This is a genomic window from Pararhizobium sp. LjRoot238 (assembly GCF_964252955.1).
In the GTDB taxonomy this organism is placed as follows: Bacteria; Pseudomonadota; Alphaproteobacteria; order Rhizobiales; family Rhizobiaceae; genus Pararhizobium.
The window spans coordinates 3,629,734-3,653,406 of sequence record NZ_CAXUPP020000001.1 but is presented as its reverse complement, the minus strand read 5'-3'; the positions used below and the strand labels follow the sequence as shown (position 1 = coordinate 3,653,406).

General features: G+C 60.0%; 20 protein-coding genes. 17 read left to right on the top strand and 3 right to left on the bottom strand.

Going from position 1 to position 23,673, the window contains the following annotated elements:
• Window positions 1-413: 413 nt before the first annotated feature.
• Together ACSQ3F_RS17835 and exoR are read left to right on the top strand one after the other, a co-directional pair.
• Complete coding sequence (locus tag ACSQ3F_RS17835) at window positions 414-1,664, top strand: OmpP1/FadL family transporter (RefSeq protein WP_436101451.1); 1,251 nt, start codon at window positions 414-416, stop codon at window positions 1,662-1,664.
• A gap of 645 nt (window positions 1,665-2,309) precedes the next feature.
• A complete protein-coding gene (gene exoR / locus ACSQ3F_RS17830; RefSeq protein WP_436101450.1) occupies window positions 2,310-3,107 on the top strand; it encodes an exopolysaccharide production regulator ExoR in 798 nt (265 codons plus the stop codon).
• 20 nt (window positions 3,108-3,127) lie between these two features.
• Here exoR and xth read toward each other — a convergent pair whose 3' ends face one another.
• Window positions 3,128-3,916, bottom strand: a complete 789-nt coding sequence (xth, locus tag ACSQ3F_RS17825; RefSeq protein WP_436101449.1) for an exodeoxyribonuclease III — start codon at window positions 3,914-3,916, stop codon at window positions 3,128-3,130.
• Between the two features lie 125 nt (window positions 3,917-4,041).
• On the opposite strand from xth, the gene ACSQ3F_RS17820 reads away from it, so the two are divergent.
• Entirely contained in the window at window positions 4,042-5,499 is a 1,458-nt protein-coding gene (locus ACSQ3F_RS17820; protein ID WP_436101448.1) for a phospholipase D-like domain-containing protein, read from the top strand.
• A gap of 19 nt (window positions 5,500-5,518) precedes the next feature.
• Here the strand turns inward: ACSQ3F_RS17820 and ACSQ3F_RS17815 are convergent, their stop codons facing one another.
• The gene (locus ACSQ3F_RS17815; RefSeq protein ID WP_436101447.1) at window positions 5,519-5,851 is read right to left on the bottom strand and encodes a HesB/IscA family protein; all 333 of its coding nucleotides are present in this window, start codon (window positions 5,849-5,851) and stop codon (window positions 5,519-5,521) included.
• A gap of 209 nt (window positions 5,852-6,060) precedes the next feature.
• Here ACSQ3F_RS17815 and ACSQ3F_RS17810 point away from each other — a divergent pair, with 209 nt between their 5' ends.
• The 14 genes from ACSQ3F_RS17810 (at window position 6,061) to ACSQ3F_RS17745 (ending at window position 22,562) form a co-directional block, all read left to right on the top strand.
• Window positions 6,061-7,278, top strand: a complete 1,218-nt coding sequence (locus ACSQ3F_RS17810) for a deoxyguanosinetriphosphate triphosphohydrolase (protein WP_436101446.1) — start codon at window positions 6,061-6,063, stop codon at window positions 7,276-7,278.
• Window positions 7,279-7,378: 100 nt separating this feature from the next.
• Window positions 7,379-9,139 carry an arginine--tRNA ligase gene (argS, locus tag ACSQ3F_RS17805; RefSeq protein WP_436101445.1) on the top strand — a complete coding sequence of 587 codons (1,761 nt, stop codon included), beginning with the start codon at window positions 7,379-7,381 and terminating at the stop codon, window positions 9,137-9,139.
• Between the two features lie 63 nt (window positions 9,140-9,202).
• Window positions 9,203-12,196, top strand: a complete 2,994-nt coding sequence (locus ACSQ3F_RS17800; RefSeq protein ID WP_436101444.1) for an SPOR domain-containing protein — start codon at window positions 9,203-9,205, stop codon at window positions 12,194-12,196.
• Between the two features lie 148 nt (window positions 12,197-12,344).
• Window positions 12,345-13,361 carry a beta-N-acetylhexosaminidase gene (nagZ, locus tag ACSQ3F_RS17795; RefSeq protein ID WP_436101443.1) on the top strand — a complete coding sequence of 339 codons (1,017 nt, stop codon included), beginning with the start codon at window positions 12,345-12,347 and terminating at the stop codon, window positions 13,359-13,361.
• A gap of 50 nt (window positions 13,362-13,411) precedes the next feature.
• Complete coding sequence (locus ACSQ3F_RS17790) at window positions 13,412-14,260, top strand: segregation and condensation protein A (RefSeq protein ID WP_436102180.1); 849 nt, start codon at window positions 13,412-13,414, stop codon at window positions 14,258-14,260.
• Window positions 14,253-14,987 (top strand): SMC-Scp complex subunit ScpB, encoded by a 735-nt coding sequence (gene scpB, locus ACSQ3F_RS17785; RefSeq protein ID WP_436101442.1) that lies wholly within the window; start codon window positions 14,253-14,255, stop codon window positions 14,985-14,987. The genes ACSQ3F_RS17790 and scpB overlap by 8 nt, the downstream gene beginning before the upstream one ends.
• Window positions 14,988-15,226: 239 nt before the next feature.
• Window positions 15,227-15,433, top strand: a complete 207-nt coding sequence (locus ACSQ3F_RS17780; protein WP_436101441.1) for a twin-arginine translocase TatA/TatE family subunit — start codon at window positions 15,227-15,229, stop codon at window positions 15,431-15,433.
• A gap of 72 nt (window positions 15,434-15,505) precedes the next feature.
• Complete coding sequence (gene tatB, locus ACSQ3F_RS17775; protein WP_436101440.1) at window positions 15,506-16,132, top strand: Sec-independent protein translocase protein TatB; 627 nt, start codon at window positions 15,506-15,508, stop codon at window positions 16,130-16,132.
• Entirely contained in the window at window positions 16,129-16,947 is an 819-nt protein-coding gene (tatC, locus tag ACSQ3F_RS17770) for a twin-arginine translocase subunit TatC (protein ID WP_436101439.1), read from the top strand. The genes tatB and tatC overlap by 4 nt, the downstream gene beginning before the upstream one ends.
• A gap of 70 nt (window positions 16,948-17,017) precedes the next feature.
• Window positions 17,018-18,301 (top strand): serine--tRNA ligase, encoded by a 1,284-nt coding sequence (gene serS / locus ACSQ3F_RS17765; RefSeq protein WP_436101438.1) that lies wholly within the window; start codon window positions 17,018-17,020, stop codon window positions 18,299-18,301.
• 25 nt (window positions 18,302-18,326) lie between these two features.
• Window positions 18,327-19,097, top strand: coding sequence for a 5'/3'-nucleotidase SurE (surE, locus tag ACSQ3F_RS17760; protein WP_436101437.1), 771 nt, complete (start codon window positions 18,327-18,329; stop codon window positions 19,095-19,097).
• Window positions 19,094-19,747 carry a protein-L-isoaspartate(D-aspartate) O-methyltransferase gene (locus ACSQ3F_RS17755; protein WP_436101436.1) on the top strand — a complete coding sequence of 218 codons (654 nt, stop codon included), beginning with the start codon at window positions 19,094-19,096 and terminating at the stop codon, window positions 19,745-19,747. The genes surE and ACSQ3F_RS17755 overlap by 4 nt, the downstream gene beginning before the upstream one ends.
• Before the next feature lie 341 nt (window positions 19,748-20,088).
• Window positions 20,089-20,745 (top strand): biotin biosynthesis protein BioC, encoded by a 657-nt coding sequence (locus ACSQ3F_RS17750; protein ID WP_436101435.1) that lies wholly within the window; start codon window positions 20,089-20,091, stop codon window positions 20,743-20,745.
• 275 nt (window positions 20,746-21,020) lie between these two features.
• Entirely contained in the window at window positions 21,021-22,562 is a 1,542-nt protein-coding gene (locus ACSQ3F_RS17745) for a peptidoglycan DD-metalloendopeptidase family protein (RefSeq protein WP_436101434.1), read from the top strand.
• Between the two features lie 62 nt (window positions 22,563-22,624).
• On the opposite strand, the gene ACSQ3F_RS17740 is transcribed toward ACSQ3F_RS17745, so the two are convergent.
• Window positions 22,625-23,497 carry an ATP-binding protein gene (locus ACSQ3F_RS17740; protein WP_436101433.1) on the bottom strand — a complete coding sequence of 291 codons (873 nt, stop codon included), beginning with the start codon at window positions 23,495-23,497 and terminating at the stop codon, window positions 22,625-22,627.
• Between the last annotated feature and the right edge of the window lie 176 nt (window positions 23,498-23,673).

Here is a 23,673-nt window from a genome sequence, read left to right as displayed (position 1 = left end):
CGGCCTGCTAGGATCTGGAAAAGGCGGCTTTTGGCCGCCTTTTCCAGATCCGCCTGATTCTCTTCGTACGAAGTAAGCGCCCGGTGCCCTTGGAAGCGCGGCGTTTCATGTCACATATTTCGTTATCAAGACGCCAAGACGTCAAAAAGCGGCATTGTTGTGTCGAGGTGACACTCGGTTACATTTATGAAAAATTATTCCAAAAAAAAGCTCTGGTTGGAAATGTAGAGAAATTTTATCCTGATTTTGGCGCATTTTCCGCCGTTGCAGGTTTTCTTACGTAAATTTTTCGTGATCTTGTGCCGCTGCTCGCGAAATCCGGGCATTTGCCATTAACCGTTTGCAGCCGATACCTTCTCTTCGAGCGGTTGGCGTGCGCGCCGACCACTGATTTGTATTCAGGGGAGGAACGGATGGCTCACAACAAAATCAAGGCGGCGATGTCGGCGGCGGTTGTCGTCTTGCTTAGCACAACGGCGGCCTACGCAGGTGGTCTCGAACGGGGCGGCTACAATATCGACCTGCTGTTCGATCCGTCGACCTATGCCGCCGAGGCCGCGGCGACCTACGTCAATCCGCAACGCGAGTTGGACAATGTCGTCGACATCCACACCGCCCCCACTAGTGGAGATCTGAACGGGCGTCCGAACGACGGCATTGGAGATACCGAAGGCTATTGGGTTCCCCGCATCGGGGTAAAGGCCGGTATTGGCGATAGCGTTGACTGCATGGCCGATTATTCGCAGCCTTGGGGCGCGCACACCAATCCGGGCTCGAACTGGGCAGGTGCCAATGACAACATTGAGACAAAGATCGAAAGCGACAATTACGCTGCAACTTGCTCCTACAAATGGGATGTGGGGCAAGGACAGTTTCGGGTTATCGGCGGTGCTTTCTACCAGGAGGTTGGGGGTTTCAAGGAACGTCTAGTCACGGACCTTTCGCCTTTCGGATCCCCGTTGAGCGGCGTCGGTCGTCTTGATCTGGAGGGCAGCGGCTGGGGTTGGCGCACCGGTGTTGCATACGAGATTCCGGAATACGCCCTTCGCGCAAGCCTTGTTTACAACAGTGCGGTCGATCTCGACAATCTTGGTGGAACGATCGATCTGACCAATACCCTACTTCCTACTCCAGGCGGGTTCGTTCCGGGAACGAAGTATGACGTGTCCAGCTTCGCCTCCATGCCCGATTCGCTGGAACTCAAGCTTCAGACTGGCATCGCGCCCGGTTGGCTCGCTTTCGGCTCGGTCAAGTGGACTGACTGGAGCCAGCTGCAGGTCATTCAGGTTACTGCGAACGATACGTCGGATCCGCGTAATCTTCCGACCAGCCTCGACCTTCTTTATCGCGACGGCTGGACGATCTCCGGAGGCGTCGGCCACAAGTTCAACGATCAGTGGAGCGGGGCTGTCAGCCTGACGTGGGACCGCGGCACCAGCCACGGCTACGGAACCCAGACGGATACCTGGACGGTCGGCACGGGCGTTTCCTACATGCCGACCGAAAATGTCGAGCTTCGGCTGGCCGGTGCCATCGGCATCCTGACGAGCGGCAGCTCCGGCCCGCAAACATACCAGGGCGAAGTTGTCGGCGACGACGTCACCTATGATTTCGGGACCGATATCGTCAGTGCCGTATCCACGTCGCTCAAGATCAAATTCTGATCAACAAGCAGACAGGTCAAGACAGACACGGCCCGTGTTCGCATCGGGCCGTTTTGTTTTCGGCTACCGCTAACGGTAGCCGGCCTTTCCTTTTACTCGTGGCATTGTCGCGTTACGAACCGCCGATAATTTCTCTATTTGTGGAGATGCGGGTCCAAGGAATTCAGTGACCCGATCAAGGTTTTTTCCATTTCCCTCGCCCCGAAATGTGACGATTCAGCAACACATTCTTTCTATAGTCTGCGGCGGCCGGGAGAGGGGCGATTGTGTCTATTTCCCGCCACAAACTGGGAGCACCGATGAACTCGACAAACCTGCACAGAAGTTTTGAGCATGCGGCGTTTGAGGTAAGATGAGTCATCGCGTTTTCGAAAAATTCCAGGCTTCCCGTGACGTTACGTGGCTTCGAAACAGCCTTTCAAGGCTGTTCGACGGGTCGTGGTGGTGCGAGTTCATCGAAGCTGCGAGGGCAAGCCGTACTCTTGCCGAAAACGCTGATTACAGTTGGGAAATTGCCGGGATGAATGGACAGATTGGCAATGGGCGAGATGCCTTTACCGCCGTCTGTCGCAGCGTTGACGACAGGGATCTCGTTCGGACTGGCTTTGACCGGCTCTTGGGATTGAACGGAAGATATAGACTATCATGCTGATACGCGGTTACCGGTCGTTGACGTTTCTTGTTTTGAGTGTTGCGCTCGCGCTGACCGCACAGGGGCGCGCTGCGTACGCCTTTGATCCGAATGCCGGTGTCACCAAGGAATCTGGTCCCTTTGCGCTCTTCAAATTCGGTTTCTCCGCTTACAAGAACGGCCGCAAGGATGAGGCGGTCGAAGCCTACCGTTATGCCGCCGAAAAAGGCCATACCGGCTCCCGCTGGGCCCTGGCCAACATGTATGCCTATGGCGACGGTGTGGCGGAAAACGACCTCGAAGCCTTCAAGATTTACAGCGAAATTGCCGAAAAGGGTGTCGAACCGGGGTCAGAGGACACCGGCTATTTCGTCAACGCCCTGATTTCGCTTGCCGGTTACTATCGGCGTGGCATTCCGGACAGCCCGATCAAAAGCGACCTCAGTCAGGCCCGCCAGCTCTATTTCCAGGCTGCCTCGACCTTCGGTGTCGCCGAGGCGCAGTTCCAGCTGGCAAAGATGCTTCTTGCCGGCGATGGCGGCAGCGTCAATGTCCAGCAGGCCAAGAAATGGCTCAACCGTGCCCGCAAGAACGGCCATGCCGGCGCCATGGGCGTTTTCGGCAATGTGATTTTCCAGGAAGGCCAGGCGGCGCGTGGGCTGGCGTATATGACCGCCGCGCTCGACCAGTGTTCGCCGAAAGACCGGCCCTGGCTGCAATCCCTTCAGGAGCAGGCCTTCTCGCTCGCCACTGAAGACGACCGCCGGACGGCGGTCGCCATGGCAAGCAGCATTCATCTCGACAGCGACTGAGCGACGCCGGCAACTAAGCGTTAGGCCTCGACGTTAAATTCCGCCGCGACCGGCACATGATCGGACGGTTTTTCCCAGGCACGCACGTGCTTTTCGATGCCCGTCGAAACCAGCCTGTCTGTCGCTTCCGGCGATAGCATCAGGTGGTCGATGCGAATGCCGAAATTCTTTTGCCAGCAGCCCGCCTGATAATCCCAGAAAGTATAGAGCGGGGCCGCGTCCGTCGTCGCCCGCACTGCATCGGTAAAGCCGAGATTTTCGAGGCGGCGGAAGGCCTGGCGCGTCTGCGGCTGAAACAGTGCGTCGTTCTGCCAGACTTTGACGTCCCAGCAGTCATGCGGCTCGGCGATGACATTGTAGTCGCCTGCGAGAATGAGCGGCTCCTCCAGTGCCAGACGACTTTCCGCAAAGGCGCTGAGGCGATCCATCCAGGACAGTTTATAGGGAAATTTTTCGGTTCCGACCGGATTGCCGTTCGGCAGATAGATCGAGCAGACACGGATGGCGCCGCCGTTCACGGAAAACACCGCCTCGATGAAGCGTGACTGTTCGTCTAAATCGCCGCCGGGCAGCCCGCGGTTGACTTCATCAGGCCGTATTTTCGACAGGATGGCGACGCCGTTGAAGCCCTTCTGACCGTGCGTCTCGACATGATAGCCAAGCGCCTCGATCTCCAGGCGCGGGAAACCTTCATCCACCGTTTTGATTTCCTGAAGGCAGACGATATCGGGCTGCGATTCTTTCAGCCAGGCCGTCAGAACGTCGATGCGGGCCCTGACGCCGTTGATGTTCCAGGTGACGATTTTCATATGGTTGGCGTCCTTTTTGTTGAATGCGTACGGCCCGCCATCCTTCTAGCGCCGCTGGATTTTTTTGACAAATCCGGTGTCCAACGCGAATTGCTTCCTGACCCTTGCCCGCTATAGTCCGGCGGATGATCGATCTACTCACCACCTATTGGCCGCATGTTCTGGCGGTGCTATCCGTCGTCCTTGGCGTGCCGGCGGCCATCCATGCGACGATGACCAAGGAGGAGGTGCGCTCCGCGCTTGGCTGGGTCGGCATCATCCTCTTGTCTCCTATACTCGGCGCGCTGGTCTATGCGATCGCCGGTATCAACCGGATTCGCCGCTCGTCGATCGAACAACAGAGGTCGCAGTTCCGCGAGCGCGGGCCGGATGCCTTGGGCGAGTTCGATGTTTCGGGTGAGGCGGTCTCCGACCGGTTCGGCCAGCGATTCGCCGCGATGAAGATGCTGGGGGACCGCGTCAGCCGCCATCGCCTCTGCAGCGGAAATCGCATCGCAATCCTTGAGGGAGGGGACGCAGCCTATGCCGCGATGCTGCTTGAGATCGAAAATGCCCGCCGGGCCATTCTGCTCGAGACCTATATTTTCGATCGCGACGACATCGGTTTGCGTTTCGCCGATGCCCTGATCGCCGCTGCCAGGCGCGGCGTCGAGGTGAGGGTGCTCATCGACGCTGTCGGCGCGCGGTACTCGGTACCGAGCATTGTCGGGCGTCTTCAGGACGGCGGCGTGACGGTCAGGGTCTTCAATGGCAACATCATCATGGGATTGCGGCTGCCTTACGCCAATCTGCGCACCCACCGGAAAATCCTGATCGTGGACGGCGCAGTTGCCTTTACCGGAGGCATGAATATCAGGGCCGGGTTCACGTCGGAATTTGCCGGCGACGCGCAGGCTCGCGACACGCACTTCCGTCTTGAAGGGCCAGTCGTTGCCGATCTCTTTCAGGTAGCCGCCGAGGATTGGCAGTTTTCGAGCAGGGAATCCCTTGAGGGCGAGGCGTGGCAAATCTCATCGCAGCAACCGCAGAAGCCCGGCATGCTCATGCGCGCCGTGCCGTCCGGGCCGGACAGGGCCAATGAATCCAACCACAAGATGATGATGGGGGCATTTTCCGTTGCCAGGCGCAATATCCGCATCATGTCGCCCTATTTCCTGCCGGACAGGGAATTGATCAGCGCCCTTGTCACGGCGGCGATGCGCGGCGTCGAGGTGGATATCATCGTTCCGGCGGTCAACAATCTGGTGCTGGTCGACCGGGCGATGACAGCGCAGTTCGACCAGGCACTGAAAGGCGGCTGCCGCATCTGGCGGTCCACCGGCGTATTCAACCATTCGAAGCTGATGACCGTCGACGACCGTTGGGCTTATGTCGGCTCGTCTAATCTCGATCCGCGTTCGCTGCGGCTGAATTTCGAGATCGACTTGGAGGTGCTCGACGCTGGTTTCGCCGGCGCGGTCGGGCAGCGGATACAGGCGGCTTTAAGGCAGGCTCACCCGGTTACACTGGCTGACCTGAGCGCAAAGCCGTTCTTGACCCGACTGATCAACAAGATCTTCTGGCTCGGCTCACCTTATCTGTGAATTGAGATACCGCCGGGGCTCAGACCGAGAAACTGGTGCCACATCCGCAGCTTGCGACTGCGTTCGGATTCTTGATCTGAAAGGATTGGCCGAGCAGGTTGTCGACGAAGTCGATTTCGGAGCCGCTCATGTAGACGAGCGACAGGCTGTCGATCAGCACTTTCGCGTCGCCCTTTTCGAGCACGAGATCGTCAGCGTCGGCATCCGCAACAAGGTCGAACTTATAGGAAAAGCCGGAGCAGCCGCCGCCTTCGACGGACACGCGCATGGCTTTCTTCTCCGTATCGGATTTGAGGATCACGCCGATGCGCTTTGCCGCCGAGTCCGAAAGAGTCACAGTTTCTGCAGTCATATCTACCTCCTGCCGGGGTCAAGAACCGGAGAGATTCGCTGTTTGCGCCGTTCGCGGCATTGTATAGTCGAGCGGCAGGGTGGTCCATATGCGCAGCAAAGCCTTGTTTTCGTTCAAGCTCAAGAGCGACTGACACTCGACGCTTTCCTGCAACGTGCACTATAGGTATGAAGGCTTTAGTACCGCGTCAATGGGATGCAGAGTGGGAAATGACATTGGACAGACATGCGCTTGGTTTCGGTTCCGGTGAACGCGCGATTTTCGCCTCCGATCCGTGGGCGAGCAGGGGGCGGCTGTACCCCGAGACCGGCAGTCCGACGCGCTCCGATTTTCAGCGTGACCGTGACCGTATCGTCCACACGACGGCGTTTCGCCGGCTGAAGCACAAGACCCAGGTCTTCATCGCCGCCGACGGTGACCATTATCGCACGCGGCTCACCCATACGATCGAGGTGGCGCAGATCGCCCGTGCCCTGGCGCGTGCGCTGAAACTGGACGAAGACCTAGCGGAAGGTGTCGCACTGGTCCACGATTTCGGCCACACGCCCTTCGGCCATACCGGCGAGGACGCGCTGCACGAAATGTTGAAGCCCTATGGCGGCTTCGATCACAATGCGCAGTCGTTGCGCATTGTCACCAAGCTGGAGCGTCGCTACGCCGAGTTCGACGGCCTCAACCTGACGTGGGAGAGCCTGGAGGGGCTGGTCAAGCACAACGGGCCGCTGATCGGAAAGGACGGCGAGGGCACCCATGGCGCGGTCCCCCAGCCGATCGTCGACTATTGCGCCCTGCACGATCTGGAACTGTCGAGCTATGCCAGCCTTGAGGCCCAGGTAGCGGCGATCGCCGACGATATCGCCTACAACACCCACGACATCGACGACGGTTTGCGATCCGGCTATCTGACCTTCGAGATGCTGGAGGAAATTCCTTTCCTTGCTGGCCTGATGCACGAGGTCGGCGGTCGGTATCCTGGGTTGGAGGCGAGCCGCTTCACCCACGAGATCATGCGCCGGCAGATCACCGCCATGGTAGAGGACGTGATCACCGTTGCGCAGCAAGGTCTCAAGGAAGTGTGCCCGCAAAGCGCTGCGGATATCCGCAATGCTGGCAGGGTGATCGCCACCTTTTCTGAAGCAATGTTCGAGACCGACCAGCAGATCAAGAAGATGCTGATGACGAGGATATATCGTCATCCCGAAGTCATGCGCGTGCGCGCCAATGCGGCTGCGATTGTCGTCGATCTCTACCATGCCTTCATGGCAGATCCGCGAGAGATGCAGAAGCATTACTGGATCGACCAGATCGCCGGCATGGCCGAGCCGGCCAAGGCCCGGCACGTCGGCGACTATATCGCCGGCATGACCGACACCTATGCGATTGCCGTACACAAGCGCTTGTTTGACCATACCCCTGAATTGCGGTAGTCACCGCGCCGGTTGATGGCGGCGATTGTGCCGCCGCAATGCTACTTGAACGATAACAACGCGGTCTCGCACTCAAAGGCGAGCAGAGCGGATGGATGACATGAACCTTTTCACAGACTTCGAATCAAGAATTAAAAACGTTCTGGAAACGATTGATATCGTGCGTGAAAAGAGATCTGAGCTCGATTTCGGACGTGTCAGCGTGGAATCGCCGCGTGACGCCAGTCACGGCGATGTCGCAACCAACGCCGCCATGGTACTGGCCAAGCCGCTGGGCACCAATCCGCGCGCTCTCGCCGATCAGATCGTCGCGAAACTGAAAGAGGATCCGGAGGTTGCCGAGGTCTCGGTGGCGGGACCGGGCTTCATCAACGTCAAACTCTCGGTCGCCTATTGGCAGAAACTTCTGGCGATCGTGATCGCCGATGGTACCGGTTTCGGTAAGAGCGCCGTCGGCGCCGGGCGTAAGGTCAATGTCGAATATGTCTCGGCCAACCCGACCGGCCCGATGCATGTCGGTCACTGCCGCGGCGCCGTCGTCGGCGACACGCTCGCAAACCTCTTGGAGTTCTCCGGTTACGAGGTGACCAAGGAATATTACATCAACGATGCCGGCTCCCAGATCGACACGCTCGCCCGGTCCGCCTTCCTGCGTTACCGCGAGGCGCTGGGCGAAAAGATCGGTGATATCCCGGCGGGTCTCTATCCGGGCGATTATCTCGTTCCGGTCGGCCAGGCGCTGGCGGATGAATTCGGCTCCAGTCTCCGGATCATGCCGGAAGACAAGTGGATGCCGCTCGTCAAGGACCGGACGATCGATGCGATGATGGTGATGATCCGCGAGGATCTTGCCGCCCTCAACGTTCATCACGATGTCTTCTTCTCCGAGCGGACGCTGCATGCCAACGGCGCCGGTCCGATCCGCAACGCCATCAACGACCTGACCTTCAAGGGCCATGTCTACAAGGGTGCGCTGCCGCCGCCGAAGGGGCAAGTGCCGGAAGACTGGGAAGATCGCGAGCAGACCTTGTTCCGCTCGACCGAGGTCGGTGACGACATCGACCGGCCGCTGATCAAGTCGGACGGCTCCTATACTTACTTCGCCGCCGACGTTGCCTATTTCAAGGACAAGTTCGATCGCGGCTTCAACGAGATGATCTATGTGCTCGGCGCCGATCACGGCGGATACGTCAAGCGGCTCGAGGCGCTGGCGCGCGCGGTCTCGGGCGGCACGTCGAAGCTGACGGTGCTTCTCTGCCAGCTCGTCAAGCTTTATCGCGACGGCGAGCCGGTCAAGATGTCCAAGCGTTCGGGCGATTTCGTCACGCTTCGGGATGTCGTGGAAGAGGTAGGTCGGGATTCCGTGCGGTTCATGATGATCTACCGCAAGAGCTCCGAACCACTCGACTTCGACTTTGCCAAGGTGACAGAACAGTCGAAGGATAATCCGGTCTTTTACGTGCAGTACGCGCATGCGCGCTGCATGTCGGTCTTCCGGCAGGCGGCCGAAGCCTTTCCGGGTACTGATTTCGAAACCCTCGACCTGGCGGGAGCTGTCGCAGGCAATATCACTGATTCGAATGAGCTCCAGCTCGTTGCCAAGCTCGCAGAATATCCGCGTGTCGTCGAGGCAGCGGCACTGTCTCAGGAGCCTCACAGGATCGCGTTTTACCTCTACGATCTTGCCAGCGCCTTCCACGGACACTGGAATAAAGGTAAAGATTCTCCTGAATTACGTTTTGTTAACGATAAGAACAGAGAATTGACCATTGCCAGACTAGGGCTGGTGCGTGCCGTTGCCTCCGTTTTGAAGTCGGGCCTGTCCATTACAGGTACCGCTGCCCCGGACGAGATGCGATAGTCACGTCACCATTTCCCCACAAAGCACTGGCAAGAACTGGCTAGTAAGTTGTGAGTGGAGCGCATGGCAGACAAACAATTGGCACGAAGCGGGACTGCGGAATTCGACGCTTTGTCGGATGACGATCCTTTGGCAGAGCTGGCCCGCATTGTCGGCTATGACAATCGGCCCGCAGTTCAGCAGCTGCAGGAGCTCGAAAGACATCGCGAAGCGGCCCGACTTGAGCCTGTACTCGATCTGGAGGATGAGCTGCTACGCGAGTTCGACGTCTACGATGCGCCGCAAGGTGGGTCATCGATGGATGCGCCGGAGCCGGTCAGTGCCGAGGATCATGTTGCCTTTGTGCCGCTTCCCGAAGAGAGCGATTTCGCTTCAGTCGCTGCCGTGGAGCCAGAGTCCGTCGCTTACGAGGCGGAAGAGATTCTTCCGGAGGTTTCGGCTGACGTTACTGCGCTTGCAGTGGAAATCGCGCCGCCCGCTGCAGAAGATCCCATTCTTGCAGAACCCGCGGCTGAGGTCGTCAGCGTAGACGAGGAACCAGTTGTCGATTTCTGGTCACCCCAGCCTGAGCCGGCTTCGCCGGAAGTCGAAAACGTTTGGTCCGTTGAATCTTACAGCGACCCGGCATTCGACGGCGCAGATCTTGAGCGCGAACTCGAACTGTCCATCGGCTACGACGAGTATGCCGCCGAAGCGCCTGCGATTGAAACGGCTTCGGCGCAGACGCAGCGTTTCGAGCCTGAGTTGGAGGCTCTTGTTGACGCCAAGGCGGAGGAGCCTGCCGAGGAGGTCGCGCCTTTGCCTGCGGTTGAAGAGCCCGTCGCTCTTGATCCCGTCGAGGACATCCACGCTGGCGTCGATCAAACCATGGTAGCGGCGGAGCCGACGAGCGAGAAGCAGGACGATCTGCCTGAATGGCAGCCAGAGCCGGCATCGCTATCGAAGTCGGGTGACATCGTGATTTCCGCGGCAGATGCGCATGGCATTGACGCCTTGCTCACAGATATCGAACGGTTTCCTGTTCCCGCCAAGGCCGCGGTAAAGCTCGCGACCTCGGCGGATGCCGCGCGAAAAATCAATTATCCCTTCACGCCGACATTCAGCCGGGCTACTCCGGTCGCCTCGAACGGCGGAGTCCTGTCGCAAAAGGCCTTTGCGACGCCGCTTCCGGCGGCGGCTGTGCCGGTGGCGGCAGCTGTCACCGAAACCGCGTATCAGCCAGCCGAAACGCCCGCCGAGCCGGTGGTGACCGAAACAGCACCGGCTCTGAAGGCGCCTGTCGATCAGGAACCGGATTTCGATCTCGACTCGTTCGAACTCGATCTTTCCGGTATCGATCTCGATATCGACCCCTCGGAATTCGAGACTGCGGCTCGGGAGACCACTTTCGCTCCGGCTGCTGCGATTGCAGAGGAGCCCGTCAGCATTGCGGCAACCTCGGCGGCACCCGTCGACGAAGCCCCACAAGACGACGAGCCTGCGCGCGAAGAGCCCGAAAGCATTCTTCCCTTCGATCCCTCGATGATTGCCGAGACGGAAGAAAACCTGACGGCGATCGCCGATCTGAACGTGCCACAATTGCCGGTAGTCGAGCAGGAGCGTCCGGTGGTGCATCAGCCGGACTACGACCTCGATATCGACGCTGAAATGGCCCAGCTGTTCGGAACGCCGAGCCGGGGCGGAGCTGGCGCGAATAGAGGCGCCGACGACGAACTCGGTTTCGGTTCGGTGCCGCATTCGATCCCGCAGACACAGTCCGCCGGCGCCGGCGCCGAGGATGATTTCGACGAGTTCGAAAAAGCCATGGAAGAGGATTTCCGGCTGTCGCTGAGCCAGCGGCAGGAAGCCGATCCATCCTCGGATCGCCTGGCTGTCGGCTCCGGCTACGCGGCCAATAGCGACTTTGACGAAGAGGGCAGCGGTTCCGGCAAGCGTCGGTTGATCCTGCTTGCCGCGGCCGTTACCGGTCTGGCGATCTTCGGTGGCGTCGGCGTCTACGCGTTCATTGGCGGCAACGGTTCCGTGCTGTCCGGCGGAGAGCCGAAAATCATCCTGGCGGACAAGTCGCCGGTGAAGATCGTGCCGGTCGAAAAGGGCGGCAAGACCGTTCCCAACCAGGACAAGGCCGTTTATGACCGTGTTGCCGGTGCGCAGGATAGTACGCCGGAGCAGGGCACGCTGGTTTCCTCGACCGAAGAGCCCGTCGATGTGGTTCAGCGGACGCTGACGCCGGAGAACCTGCCCCTCGAAGGTGCCGGTGACGAGCTCCCGGGCGTAGCGCCGGTAGATGAGGACGGCAGCGAACGTTTGCTGCCAGATGGCCAGACGGCCGAGAATAACGCTGCCGAAGAGGACAGCTCGCCTGCCGTATCGCCGCGCAAGGTTCGCACGATGATCGTCAAGCCGGATGGCACGCTGGTCGCCCGCGAGGAGCCGGTTGCCCAGCCTGAAACGAAGGTTGCTGCGAACGAAACCCCCGAAAGCCAGGGCGACCCGCAGATCAAGGTGGTCAAGACGACCGCAGTGACCCCGCAGGTGGAGACGGGTTCTACGCCGAAGTCCCTGCCAGCTGCCGATCAAGCTGCCGCACCGGAGCAGAAGAGTGCTCTTGCTGAAGCCGCTGACGCGACCGTTGAGGAAACGGCGCCGGTTCGCTCCGTCAAGACGACGGCGGTTGCTGACACCAATCCGGTTCCGCAGACGCGTCCTGTCGAAGAGCAGGCGAAGGTCGTTGACACCTTCAAGACCGAGCCGGCCCAGCAGACTCAGCCGGCAACCGAAGCCAAGCCGGTTGAAACGGCCTCCGTCGCGCCCGGCACCTATGTGATCCAGATCGCGTCGCTGCCGTCGGAAGCCGAAGCGCAGAAGTCCTACAAGACGCTTTCCAGCAAGTTCGGCAGCGTCATCGGCGGCAAGGGCGTCGATATCAAGAAGGCGGAGATCGCCGGCAAGGGCACCTATTTCCGGGTGCGCATTCCCGCCGGTACCAAGCAAGAGGCGAATGCCCTGTGCGCACGCTACAAGAGCGCTGGCGGCAGTTGCCTTGTGACGAAATAACCCGGCCAGACAGTGAGAACACGAAAAAGGCGCGGCCGAAACGACCGCGCCTTTTTCGTGTTCAAGCGGATTTGTTTGCTGTGAATGACGGGATTTAAAGGAAAAATCGACATTCGCCTTTGCCTGCAGCAGTCACTATCATCGCCCCATGACCGAATCAAAAGCATTCATTTCAGGCTGCAAGGGCCTGACGATCACGCCCGAGGAAAAAGCCTTCTTTGCAGGCGAGCGCCCGTGGGGCTTCATCCTTTTCGGACGCAATATCGGCGAGCCCGAGCAGATTTGTGATCTCACCGCGTCGTTGCGCGACAGCATCGGCAATCCCGACGCACCGGTACTGATCGACCAAGAGGGGGGCCGCGTCCAGCGCATCCGTCCGCCGATCGTTCCGCAATATCCGAATGGTGCCGCGATCGGCGAAATCTATCGCCGCGACCGCGAGAAGGGCCTTCGCGCCGCGTGGCTGATGTCGCGCCTGCATGCCTTCGACCTGATGCGCTTCGGCATCACGGTCGATTGCCTGCCGGTGCTGGACGTGCCGATCGAAGGCAGCAGTGACGTGATCGGCAACCGCGCCTATAGCTATGACCCGCAGGCCGTGGCCGAAATCGGCGCGGCTGCGGCGGCGGGCCTCAAGGCAGGCGGCATGCTGCCGGTGATGAAGCATATGCCGGGCCATGGCCGGGCTTTCGTCGATTCCCACCACAAGCTGCCGGTCGTTGATGTGGGCTTCGACGAACTGGCCAAAAGCGATTTCCTGCCCTTCACCACCATGAAGAACGAGCTGATGGCGATGTCGGCGCATATCGTTTTCACGGCGATCGATCCGGAAAATCCGGCGACGACCTCCGAGAAAGTGGTGCGTGATGTCATCCGCGGCCATATCGGTTTCGATGGACTGCTGATGTCGGACGACGTTTCGATGAATGCGCTCGCAGGCGATATCGAGGCGCGGGCGCGTGGCATTGTGGCTGCCGGGCTCGATCTGGTGTTGCATTGCCACGGCATTATGGATGAAATGCTTCAGGTGGCGCGTGTCGTGCCGGTGATATCCGGTGAGACGCTCAGGCGCGCGAAGGCGGTGGAAGCCGGGTTCGCAAAGCCGGATGCATCGGATGAAACCGCATTGCGGGACGAGTTCAACGGCATGCTGGCCATCGCGTAAGGGAAACAACGGCAACAAGAGGCAGGACAATCGTGAGCAACGCCGGCGACATGCAGAGGAAACCGGCGGCCAAGGCCCCCATGGACCCGCTGTGGCAGGACGATGCATCGGATCGTGGCCTGCACGAGGAAGAGCTCGTCGTCGATATCGCCGGCTTCGAAGGCCCCCTCGATCTTCTGCTGCATCTGGCGCGCAACCAGCGTGTCGATCTATCCCGAATTTCGGTGCTGGCGCTTGCCGAGCAATATATCGCTTTCATCGAGGGCGCCCGCAGCATCCGGCTTGAGCTCGCCGCCGACTATCTCGTCATGGCGGCCTGGCTTGCCTTCCTCAAGTCGCGCCTGCTCATCCCGCAGCAGACGAAGGACGAGGGGCCATCGGGCGAGGAGATGGCCACGGCTCTGGCTTTCCGCCTCAAGCGCCTGGAAGCGATGCGCGAGGCGGCGACTCGCCTGATCAACCGCAACCGGCTTGGGCGCGACGTGTTCGCACGCGGTGCGCCGGAGCATATTCCCGTCGAAAAGAAATCCGCCTTCGAGGCGTCGCTCTACGATCTGCTGAGTGCCTACGCGTCGCTGCGCCAGCGTGAAGCGGTGATGCAGGTAACGATCGAGAAGCGGCAGGTCTGGTCGCTCGCCGATGCTCGCCTGGTCCTCGCGCGGCTGATCGGCGATATGGTCGACTGGACGGCACTCGACCACTTTTTGCTGCGTTACATGACGAGCCCGAAGGAGAGGGCAACCGCCATTGCCAGTTCCTTTGCCGCATCGCTCGAAATGGTGCGGGAAGGCCGGCTTGAAATTCGTCAGGATGGCGCGTTCTCGCCGATCTACCTGCGCCAGGGGCCGAACAAGCTGACGGCCGAGGCGCTGGCCGACATGGAGGCGGGGCGTGATTGAACCGCAAAGGCAGCTACCGGGCGTGATCGAAGAGCAGGAAGAAACGACCAGCACGGAAATCCTGCTTGATCCGCGCATCGAACTGGAAGCGGAACGCATCGCCGAAGCGCTTGTCTTTGCGTCCGCCCAGCCGGTGTCGGAGGGCTACATCGCGTCGCGGCTGCCGCGGGGCGCAAATGTTCCGCGTATCATGATGCGGTTGAAGTCCATCTATGCCGAGCGCGGCGTCAACCTCGTGCAGGTGGCCGATCACTGGGCGTTCCGCACTGCGGCAGACCTTTCTTTCGTCGTCCAGACAGATGAAAACGAGGTGCGAAAACTGTCGCGGGCGGCGCTCGAAGTGTTGTCGATCATCGCCTATCACCAACCGGTGACCCGGGCAGAGATCGAGGATATCCGCGGTGTGCAGACGTCGAAGGGGACGCTGGACGTGCTGATGGAAGCGGGCTGGATCCGGTTCCGCGGCCGCCGCCGCACTCCCGGCCGGCCGGTGACCTTCGGCACGACGCGGGATTTTCTCGACCATTTCGGCCTCGAGGAACTGCGCGACCTGCCCGGTCTCGAAGAATTGAAGGGAGCGGGCCTCCTCGCCGGCCGCATCCCCTCCAGCTTCCAGATTCCGGTTCCGCTTGGCGATGATGGAATCGGCGAGGACGAGGATCCAATCACGCAGCTTGATCTTGAAGAGCTTGGCCTTTTAGCGCCGAGCGGCGGGGACGGGGAATAAAGGCCAGCGTCTTGAAACCGTGTTCACCTTGTGCGCACAGGTCGCGCTAGGTTCTTGCTTCCACCGGCGGCTGCACACAATTGATCAGATAATCTGACAGACGGGCGTATCTCCGCCGAACTCTTGGCGTAAGCATTGCGTGGCGTGCCGCTTTCCGTTAACGAGCGAGATACATTGCAGTTTGAAAAAGATGGTCGCACATCTTAAATCGGGGTTACAGGTTTCAAGGGAGTAAGGATATGGGTTCCTTTAGTATCTGGCATTGGCTGATCGTTCTGGTCGTTATTCTGCTGCTGTTCGGCCGCGGCAAGATCCCGGAACTGATGGGCGACGTTGCCAAGGGCATCAAGAGCTTCAAAAAGGGCATGACCGAAGACGACACGAAGGCGGACGACAAGGGCGTCGATGCCAAGACGGTCGAACACAAGTCCGACGAAGTCCGCTGATCATGCATTCGGTTCGGGGCCTGACCGTGAGGGGCAGGCCCTACGCCTTTCGGTGTTGTGGAGTCCTTAAGAATGCTTGATGTCGGCTGGACCGAGCTCGTCGTTATCGCCATCGTTCTGATCATCGTGGTAGGCCCGAAGGACCTGCCGCCGATGCTGCGCACGTTCGGCAAGATGATGACGAAGATGCGCGGCATGGCGAATGATTTCCGCCAGCAGTTCGATGAAGCGCTGAAGGAGGCCGACCTCGACGAGGTTCGCAGGACGCTGAGCGACGCACAGAAGCTCAATCCGGCGCATAGCCTGCGCGAGGCGATGAACCCGCTTCGCCAGATGGGCAACGAAATCAAGGCCGACCTTCAGAAGGCGACGACCGTCGAGACGAAGCCGGTGGAATCGGCAGCGCCTGCGTCCGCCGAAATCGTGGTTCCGCAGGAACAGCCGAAAGCCGACCCTGTTGCCGCCGCCGCAGTCGCCTCGACCGCGACGCAGATGGATCGCGCCGCCGCCATCGTTGCTCCCGTTGAAGAACCGAAGGCGAAGCGTGTTTCCAAGCCGAAGGCGGCGGCAGTCGGAGCCGCCGTCGCGGCTCCCGCGAAGACGACTGCGAAGAAGGTTAAGGCCGAAGTTGCGACAGTCGTGAAGCCGGAATCTGCCAAGGCTGCGCCGAAGAAGGCCAAGAAAAAAGGTGACGCATGAGCGGCGATATCGAAGACAGGCCCCAGCCGCTGATGGAGCATCTGATCGAGCTGCGCTCGCGGCTGATCTGGGCAGTCGGCGCTTTTTTTGCGGCTTTCCTCGTCTGCTTCTATTTCGCCAAGGTGTTGTTCGACCTGCTTGTCCTGCCGTTCAAATGGGCGGTTCAATGGGCTGGGCTCGATCATCGCGCCGTCGAATTGATCTACACGGCGCCGCAGGAATTCTTCTTCACACAGATCAAGGTCGCAATGTTCAGCGCGCTTGTGATCGCTTTCCCGGTCATCGCCTCGCAGGTCTATAAGTTCGTCGCGCCGGGACTCTACAAGAACGAGCGCGCAGCGTTTCTGCCGTTCCTGATTGCGTCGCCGCTCCTTTTCCTGCTGGGCGGGGCGCTCGTCTATTTCTTCTTTACCCCGATGGTGATGTGGTTCTTCCTGGCGATGGAACAGCCCGGCGGCGAGGGGCAGGTATCGATCCAGCTGCTGCCCAAGGTTTCGGAATATCTGAGCCTGATCATGTCGTTGATCTTCGCCTTCGGTCTGGTGTTCCAGCTGCCGGTGATCACCACGCTTTTGGCGCGCGTCGGTTTCGTTACCTCGCAGGGCCTGAGGGAAAAGCGCAAATACGCGATCGTCATCGCCTTCATTGCGGCCGCAATTCTGACCCCGCCGGACCCGGTTTCCCAGATCGGCCTTGCTCTCCCGGCCATCCTTCTCTACGAGATTTCGATCTATACGGCCCGACTCGTCGAGCGGCAACGGACACGCGACGCGCAAGCGCGCGAGGATGCCGAGGCGAAGGAAAACGCCGGCTGACACGGGCTTCGTGTCAGCGCACGGTGTTCGGGTTCCACTTTCGACACGACCGATCAGGACCCGAACGAACATGCTTGATATCAAATGGATTAGGGACAATGCCGAAGCCCTGGACGCAGCGCTTGAAAAGCGCGGTGCCGAGCCCCTGTCGGCCGCACTGATCTCACTCGATGAAAAGCGCCGCTCCCTCGTTCAGTCGCTGCAAGACATGCAGTCGCGCCGCAACGCCGCCTCCAAGGAAATCGGCGCGGCGATGGCCCAGAAGAACAGCGAACTCGCCGAAACGCTGAAGGCGGAAGTGGCCGAGCTCAAGACCACCATGCCGGCGCTCGAAGAAGAAAGCCGTCAGACGGATGCCGAGCTTGCCGATGCCCTGTCGCGCATTCCCAATATTCCGCTGGACGATGTCCCGGTCGGCAGTGACGAGAGGGGTAACGTCGTCAAGCACAGCCATGGCCAGAAGCCCGGCTGGAACCACAAGCCGAAGGAGCATTTCGAAATCGGCGAGGCGCTCGGCTGGCTCGATTTTGAAGGTGCGGCCAAGATCGCCGGTTCACGCTTCACTATCGTCAAGGGCCAATTGGCGCGGCTCGAGCGGGCGCTTGGGCAGTTCATGCTTGACCTGCACACCGGCGAACATGGTTATCTGGAAGTGCAACCGCCGCTTATGGTGCGCGACGATGCCATGTACGGCACCGGGCAGCTTCCGAAATTCGCTGAGGACCTTTTCAAGACCACCGACGGCCGCTGGCTGATTCCGACTGCCGAGGTGCCGCTCACCAATATGGTGCGCGAGCAGATCCTCGAAGCTGACACGCTGCCGTTGCGCTTCACGGCGCTGACGCCCTGCTTCCGCTCGGAAGCCGGTTCGGCGGGGCGCGACACGCGCGGCATGCTGCGCCAGCACCAGTTCAACAAGGTGGAACTCGTGTCGATCACCGACGCGGATAGCTCGATCGATGAACACGAGCGTATGACCGCCTGTGCGGAAGAGGTGCTGAAGCGTCTGGGGCTGCATTACCGTGTCATGACGCTCTGCACCGGCGACATGGGCTTTGGCGCACGCAAGACCTACGACCTTGAAGTCTGGCTGCCGGGGCAGGATACCTATCGCGAAATCTCGTCGTGCTCGGTCTGTGGCGATTTCCAGGGCCGGCGCATGAATGCGCGCTACCGGACGAAGGACGACAAGACCCTGAAATTCGTTCACACGCTGAACGGCTCGGGCACGGCCGTCGGCCGCGCACTCATCGCCGTCATCGAAAACTATCTGAATGAAGACGGATCGGTAACCATCCCGACCGTATTGTTGCCCTATATGGGCGGCCTCACGAAGATCGAAAAGGCCGGTTGAGCCGCGTCCTGCGGCAGGGGTAGAGATGCGAATTCTGCTGACAAACGACGATGGCATTCACGCCGAGGGCCTCGCGGTTCTCGAACGGATTGCCCGGACGATTTCGGACGATGTCTGGATCGTTGCGCCGGAAACCGATCAGAGCGGACTTGCCCATTCGCTGACGCTGTCGGAGCCCCTGCGTCTGCGGCAGGTCTCCGAAAAGCACTTTGCCCTGCGCGGCACGCCGACCGATTGCGTCATCATGGCGGTGCGCAAGGTGCTGGACTTCAAGCCGGACCTCGTCCTCTCGGGCGTCAACGTCGGTGCCAATATGGCGGATGACGTCACCTATTCCGGTACGATTGCCGGCGCCATCGAAGGCACGCTGCAAGGCATTCGTTCTTTTGCCCTGAGCCAGGCCTATCGTCATGCAGACGGCGGGCTCGTTCCCTGGGATGTGGTCGAGACGCATGCGCCTGATCTTTTGCGCAAGCTGATGCGGCTCGACCTGCCGGACGGGACATTCCTCAATCTCAATTTCCCGAACTGCGCGGCAAGCGCCGTTGCCGGCACCGAGGTCACCTCGCAGGGCAAGCTCGATTTCGGCCTGACGATCGACGAGCGCTCCGACGGCCGCGGCCACCCCTATTTCTGGCTTCGGTTCGGCGAGCGCTTCGGCGACTTCCGGGCGGGCACGGACATTCACGCCATTCGCGAGCACAAGATTTCGGTGACGCCGCTGAAGCTCGACCTGACGGATTATACGGTGCAGGACCGCGTCGCGCGCGCCCTGCTTGACGGAGACGCCGATTGAGCCCGCGGGTGATCGAGCAGGAAGGCTTTGCCGCCCTAGTGCTGCGCCTGCGTGCGGAGGGCATTTCCAACAAGGAATTGCTCAACGCCGTTGAGCAGACGCCGCGCACGCTGTTTATGCCGCCGCAATTTCAGGACAATGCCTATTCTTCGAGGCTCGTGCCGCTCGATTGCGGTGCCTTCATGGAAGGCTTCGATTTTGCTGTGCGGCTGCTGCATCACCTGAATGTCAAACCCGGGCAGCGTATTTTGGAGGTCGGCACCGGCAGCGGCTTTACGGCCGGTGTTATGGGCCGGATCGCCGAACGGGTGTTGACCATCGACCGTTACAAGACGCTGGTGAACAGCGCCCAGAGGAACCTGGAAAAGGCCGGCATCCGCAATGTCGTTGTTCGCCAGGCGGATGGCGGCATTGGCCCGACGGGTGAGGGCACTTTCGATCGCATTCTGGTCACCGCCGCGTTCTCCAGCCTGCCGCGCGTCTTTTCCGATCACCTCGTTTCCGGTGGTGTTCTCATCGTGCCGATCATGATGAGCGAGACCGAATGCCGGATCGTCCGGCTGACCCGCACCGGCAGTCGATTCGACCGAGAGGATCTGTTTGAAGCGCCTTACCTTCCGATCGTTCCGCAACTCGCCTCTTTTCTCTAAGCCAAATGCCGGACGCGATCTACACGGACCGGATATATCGTGGCTCGGCGGATGGGACGGCCAGCCGTTCAGCGCGGAAAGCCGCGAAATCATCGCTATCGCGCGCTGATTCCATCATTTTTTTGTTGCGCCGCAGCATGCGTAAAAGCGCACTCTCCGGCCCCACACCAATTATTGCTGCAAAATCAGCTCGTTAATTTTCTGTTAACAATAGTCAGTCTCGCGCAAGTTTCGGAGCCTAACCGAAATCTGCGCACAAAAAGTCATACCTTTGAGCTGACCCCGGACTTGATGCGTGTTTGTCAGTTCCATTTCAGGCGTCACAACGCAGGAGACGGCAGATGCAGATCGCGGACAGATTGACCTCGGCGGGCACCGGTGATGGCCTAAGCAACCTTGCCGGCCGCGCCGCGACGCAGGGAGCTTCGGTTAACCGCGAAGAGGGCAGCGCGACTGTGTCGCTGACCGGCGGCTATGATCCATCTTCGCGTGTTTCCCTGTCCGCGGAGGCGCTGCTGTTTCTCGGCCGCACGAAGCGCGTCCAGGAAAAATACCCGGCCCTGACGAAAGACGAGTGGAGCAACAAGCTTTCACCGCAGCTCGCCGCCCGCGAATATCAGGCCTTCGGGAAATATAGCGAAACCGGCGACTACAAGGCCTACTACCGCGCGTTCATCGAGTATTATGATAACCTCCGTCCCGAGGACCAAAACAGCCTTCGTTATTTCGGAACGCGCGATGCGGCGATCGCCGGAGCGCGGTCGGTTGAATATAGCGACCAAAGCGGCGACGAAAGCGGCGCAACCTTTCAAACGCTCGTCAGCGTGCTGCTCGATACAGACAAGCCCCAATCCGAGTTCGCAGTATCCCAGGACGCAGGCGGCATGACCACTGGAGACATGTTCGGCTGGGATACCGGCACGATCAGCTACGAGGACGTCTCGCAGACACGCGGCGCACTTTCCGAGATCGAGAAGTTCTACCAGGAAAACTTCTGAGCCTGCAGACACAAGCATCTCAGGTCGATGGTCGTGAAAAATGCGTAATCCTGTCTCAAGACGGGAAATGTGCCGGGATGGACGGTCGCGCCGCAGTTGATTTTCGCGATCCACCGGTTTGATAGGCGCGACACCCGATATTCTCGGTGCCTGCCGCCAATCATGGTTATCAATTCATCAAAAACCATCGTCAAGGCCGCCGGTTTTAACCGCGCGGTAACTCTAATGCGCTTTAATCATCCTACACTGAGTTGTGTTCCAAGTGGGTAAGCGTCATGCGTATTAGAGTTTCGTCGAGTGCAGGAAAGTCCGTCGTTCGCCTTGTTGCGGCGGTGTTGCTGGCAAGCGCCGCAACGGGTTGCAGCTCGGATGCAACCCGCTTTGGAGGGCTCTTCTCCAAGTCAGATAATTTCACGACGAACTCGATCGCCAGCAGCAATGTTCCGATCCCCCGCAGTGATGTCCAAGGCGGCATGGCGGTTGCGCCGGCGGTCGCAGGTGACAATCGTGATCAGGCGATGAACCAGCCGTTCCCGGATCCGGTCAATACCGCAACGACACCGGTTTCCCGCGCTCGAGAAGCGTCGACGCCGATCAACGTCCAGCGTGTCGCACTCGCCGATCCTGCTGCCAAGGCGCGCGATACTTCGCTGGCCCAGCCTTTCCCGGCTGTCCGCGAAACTGCGAAGACCGAGCAGAAGATCAAGGCCGATACGATCACCACCAGCACGGCGAAGGGCGGTTGGTCGACGGCGAATGCGCCTGCGGTGCTTCTGCGTCAAGGCGATACTGTCGCGACATTGTCCAAGCGCTTTGGTGTTCCCGAGAAGGAAATCCTCAAAGCAAACGGCCTGAAGTCTGGCGCCGACGCAGAGCCCGGTCAGCGCATCCTTATCCCGACCTTCGGCGTTGCCGGAAGTGCGGCGAAGGCGGCGGCTTCGGATGCCGCGGCAAGCCTCGATGTGGACAAGCAGAAGAATATCCCGCTGCAGCCGGACAATCGCGACGTTGCGATCCTGCCGGGGCAGTCTCAGTCACGCGAAAAAGGCACGAACCGCACCGACATGGCTGCGGGCAAGCAGCCGGTTGCCGGCGAAGGCGGCAAGGGCGGAACCTACACGGTCAAGTCGGGTGATTCCCTGAACCGGATCGCCAAGGCCAACGGCGTCTCGGTCGAGGAATTGCGCAAAGCCAATGGCTCGACGACCGCTGCGATCCGCATCGGCCAGACCCTGAGGGTTCCGGGTGCCAACACATCGACTCCGGACCAGGTGGTTACCGCGTCGGTCCCCGGCAAGAAGGTTGATGCCAAGCCGGAAACGAAGCTGGCCAAAACCGAAGAAGCAAAGCCTGCAGAGTATACGCCGCCGATCGCCAGGGAATCGGCCACGGAAGTGGCATCCAAGGATGACGGCTCCGAATCCTCGCCGAAGGCAACGGGCATCAGCAAATATCGCTGGCCGGTTCGCGGTCAGGTCATCGCCGGATATGGCGCCAATGTCGAAGGCAACCGCAACGACGGCATCAATATCTCGGTACCGGAAGGCACCCCGATCAAGGCCGCCGAAAACGGTGTGGTCATCTACTCCGGTAGCAGCCTCAAGGAACTGGGCAACGCCGTCCTGGTTCGCCACGACGACGGTACGGTTACCGTTTACGGCAATGCGTCGGAACTGAAGGTGCAGCGCGGCCAGAAGATCCAGCGCGGACAGACGTTGGCAGCGTCGGGCATGAGCGGTACGGCAACCCAGCCGCAGGTGCACTTCGAGGTGCGCAAGAACGCCAGCGCCGTCAACCCGGCCACATTCCTCGAATAGTCGCCTCGCCGCCAGCCAAATCAGCAAAAGAAAAGCCCTGCATCGGGGCTTTTCTTTTGCGTTCAAACGAGATCGATCTTTTTCTTCAAGCGGCCGGCCAGATCCTGAATGTACTGCCAGGCAACGCGACCTGAACGCGCGCCGCGCGTGGTGCTCCATTCCAGCGCCTCGGCATGCAACTCGCCGGGGTCGGTTTCCAGCCCAAAATAGGCGGCATAGCTGTCGATCATGGCCAGATAGTCTTCCTGGCTGCATTTGTAGAAACCGAGCCAAAGACCGAAGCGATCGGAGAGCGAGACTTTTTCCTCGACGGCTTCCGACGGGTTGATCGCGGTCGACTGCTCGTTTTCCATCATATCGCGCGGCAGAAGATGCCGGCGGTTGGACGTTGCATAGAGCAGCACATTGGCCGGCCTGCCTTCGATGCCGCCATCGAGTACAGCCTTCAGCGACTTGTAGGACGTGTCGTCATGATCGAAGGAAAGGTCATCGCAGAAAACAATGACCGGCACCGGCGCGGTCTTCAGAATTTCCATCAGGACCGGCAGCGTCGAGATGTCTTCGCGATGCACCTCGACCAGTTTCAGGCAAATGCCGCTATCCCGCGCCACGCTCGCATGAACTGCCTTGACAAGCGAAGACTTGCCCATGCCGCGTGCGCCCCAGAGCAGGACATTGTTCGCCGGGAAACCTTCCGCGAATCTCAGCGTATTGTCGAACAGGATATCGCGGACATGATCGACGCTGCGGATCAGTGTGAGATCGACCCGATTCGGTTTGCTGACGGGCTGGAGATGCAGGCGCTGGGGCCCCCAGACGAAACATGCCGCCGCGTCCCAGTCGTTGACGGCAGGTGCGGGACCCGCAATCCGCTCGATGGCTGCCGACAACTTTTGCATTTCGGTGATCAGAAGGTCGATTTTCGTATCCTGCATCAAAGAGCCCCCTGTAAAGTGACACTCAGGTGTGTCGTTGGACCAACTGTCCGGTAGCATGGCTTCCCTAACGGTAAAAGGCGTGAAATCCTCTAGAAAGAGCTTCTCCTCCGGCTGATTTCCTGTAAGAGGCTGAGGATGAAGGCCGGTTGTGGTCCGTTGTTGCATTGACACCG

Excerpts from the sequence above, each read along its gene's own strand:
- ACSQ3F_RS17815 (WP_436101447.1), bottom strand. The coding sequence starts at position 5,851 with ATGACTGCAGAAACTGTGACTCTTTCGGACTCGGCGGCAAAGCGCATC.
- nagZ (WP_436101443.1), top strand. The coding sequence starts at position 12,345 with ATGACCGAATCAAAAGCATTCATTTCAGGCTGCAAGGGCCTGACGATC.
- xth (WP_436101449.1), bottom strand. The coding sequence starts at position 3,916 with ATGAAAATCGTCACCTGGAACATCAACGGCGTCAGGGCCCGCATCGAC.
- ACSQ3F_RS17810 (WP_436101446.1), top strand. The coding sequence starts at position 6,061 with ATGACATTGGACAGACATGCGCTTGGTTTCGGTTCCGGTGAACGCGCG.
- surE (WP_436101437.1), top strand. The coding sequence starts at position 18,327 with ATGCGAATTCTGCTGACAAACGACGATGGCATTCACGCCGAGGGCCTC.
- serS (WP_436101438.1), top strand. The coding sequence starts at position 17,018 with ATGCTTGATATCAAATGGATTAGGGACAATGCCGAAGCCCTGGACGCA.
- tatB (WP_436101440.1), top strand. The coding sequence starts at position 15,506 with ATGCTTGATGTCGGCTGGACCGAGCTCGTCGTTATCGCCATCGTTCTG.
- ACSQ3F_RS17745 (WP_436101434.1), top strand. The coding sequence starts at position 21,021 with ATGCGTATTAGAGTTTCGTCGAGTGCAGGAAAGTCCGTCGTTCGCCTT.
- ACSQ3F_RS17800 (WP_436101444.1), top strand. The coding sequence starts at position 9,203 with ATGGCAGACAAACAATTGGCACGAAGCGGGACTGCGGAATTCGACGCT.
- ACSQ3F_RS17750 (WP_436101435.1), top strand. The coding sequence starts at position 20,089 with ATGCAGATCGCGGACAGATTGACCTCGGCGGGCACCGGTGATGGCCTA.
- argS (WP_436101445.1), top strand. The coding sequence starts at position 7,379 with ATGAACCTTTTCACAGACTTCGAATCAAGAATTAAAAACGTTCTGGAA.
- ACSQ3F_RS17740 (WP_436101433.1), bottom strand. The coding sequence starts at position 23,497 with ATGCAGGATACGAAAATCGACCTTCTGATCACCGAAATGCAAAAGTTG.
- ACSQ3F_RS17820 (WP_436101448.1), top strand. The coding sequence starts at position 4,042 with ATGATCGATCTACTCACCACCTATTGGCCGCATGTTCTGGCGGTGCTA.
- exoR (WP_436101450.1), top strand. The coding sequence starts at position 2,310 with ATGCTGATACGCGGTTACCGGTCGTTGACGTTTCTTGTTTTGAGTGTT.
- tatC (WP_436101439.1), top strand. The coding sequence starts at position 16,129 with ATGAGCGGCGATATCGAAGACAGGCCCCAGCCGCTGATGGAGCATCTG.
- ACSQ3F_RS17835 (WP_436101451.1), top strand. The coding sequence starts at position 414 with ATGGCTCACAACAAAATCAAGGCGGCGATGTCGGCGGCGGTTGTCGTC.
- ACSQ3F_RS17790 (WP_436102180.1), top strand. The coding sequence starts at position 13,412 with ATGCAGAGGAAACCGGCGGCCAAGGCCCCCATGGACCCGCTGTGGCAG.
- ACSQ3F_RS17780 (WP_436101441.1), top strand. The coding sequence starts at position 15,227 with ATGGGTTCCTTTAGTATCTGGCATTGGCTGATCGTTCTGGTCGTTATT.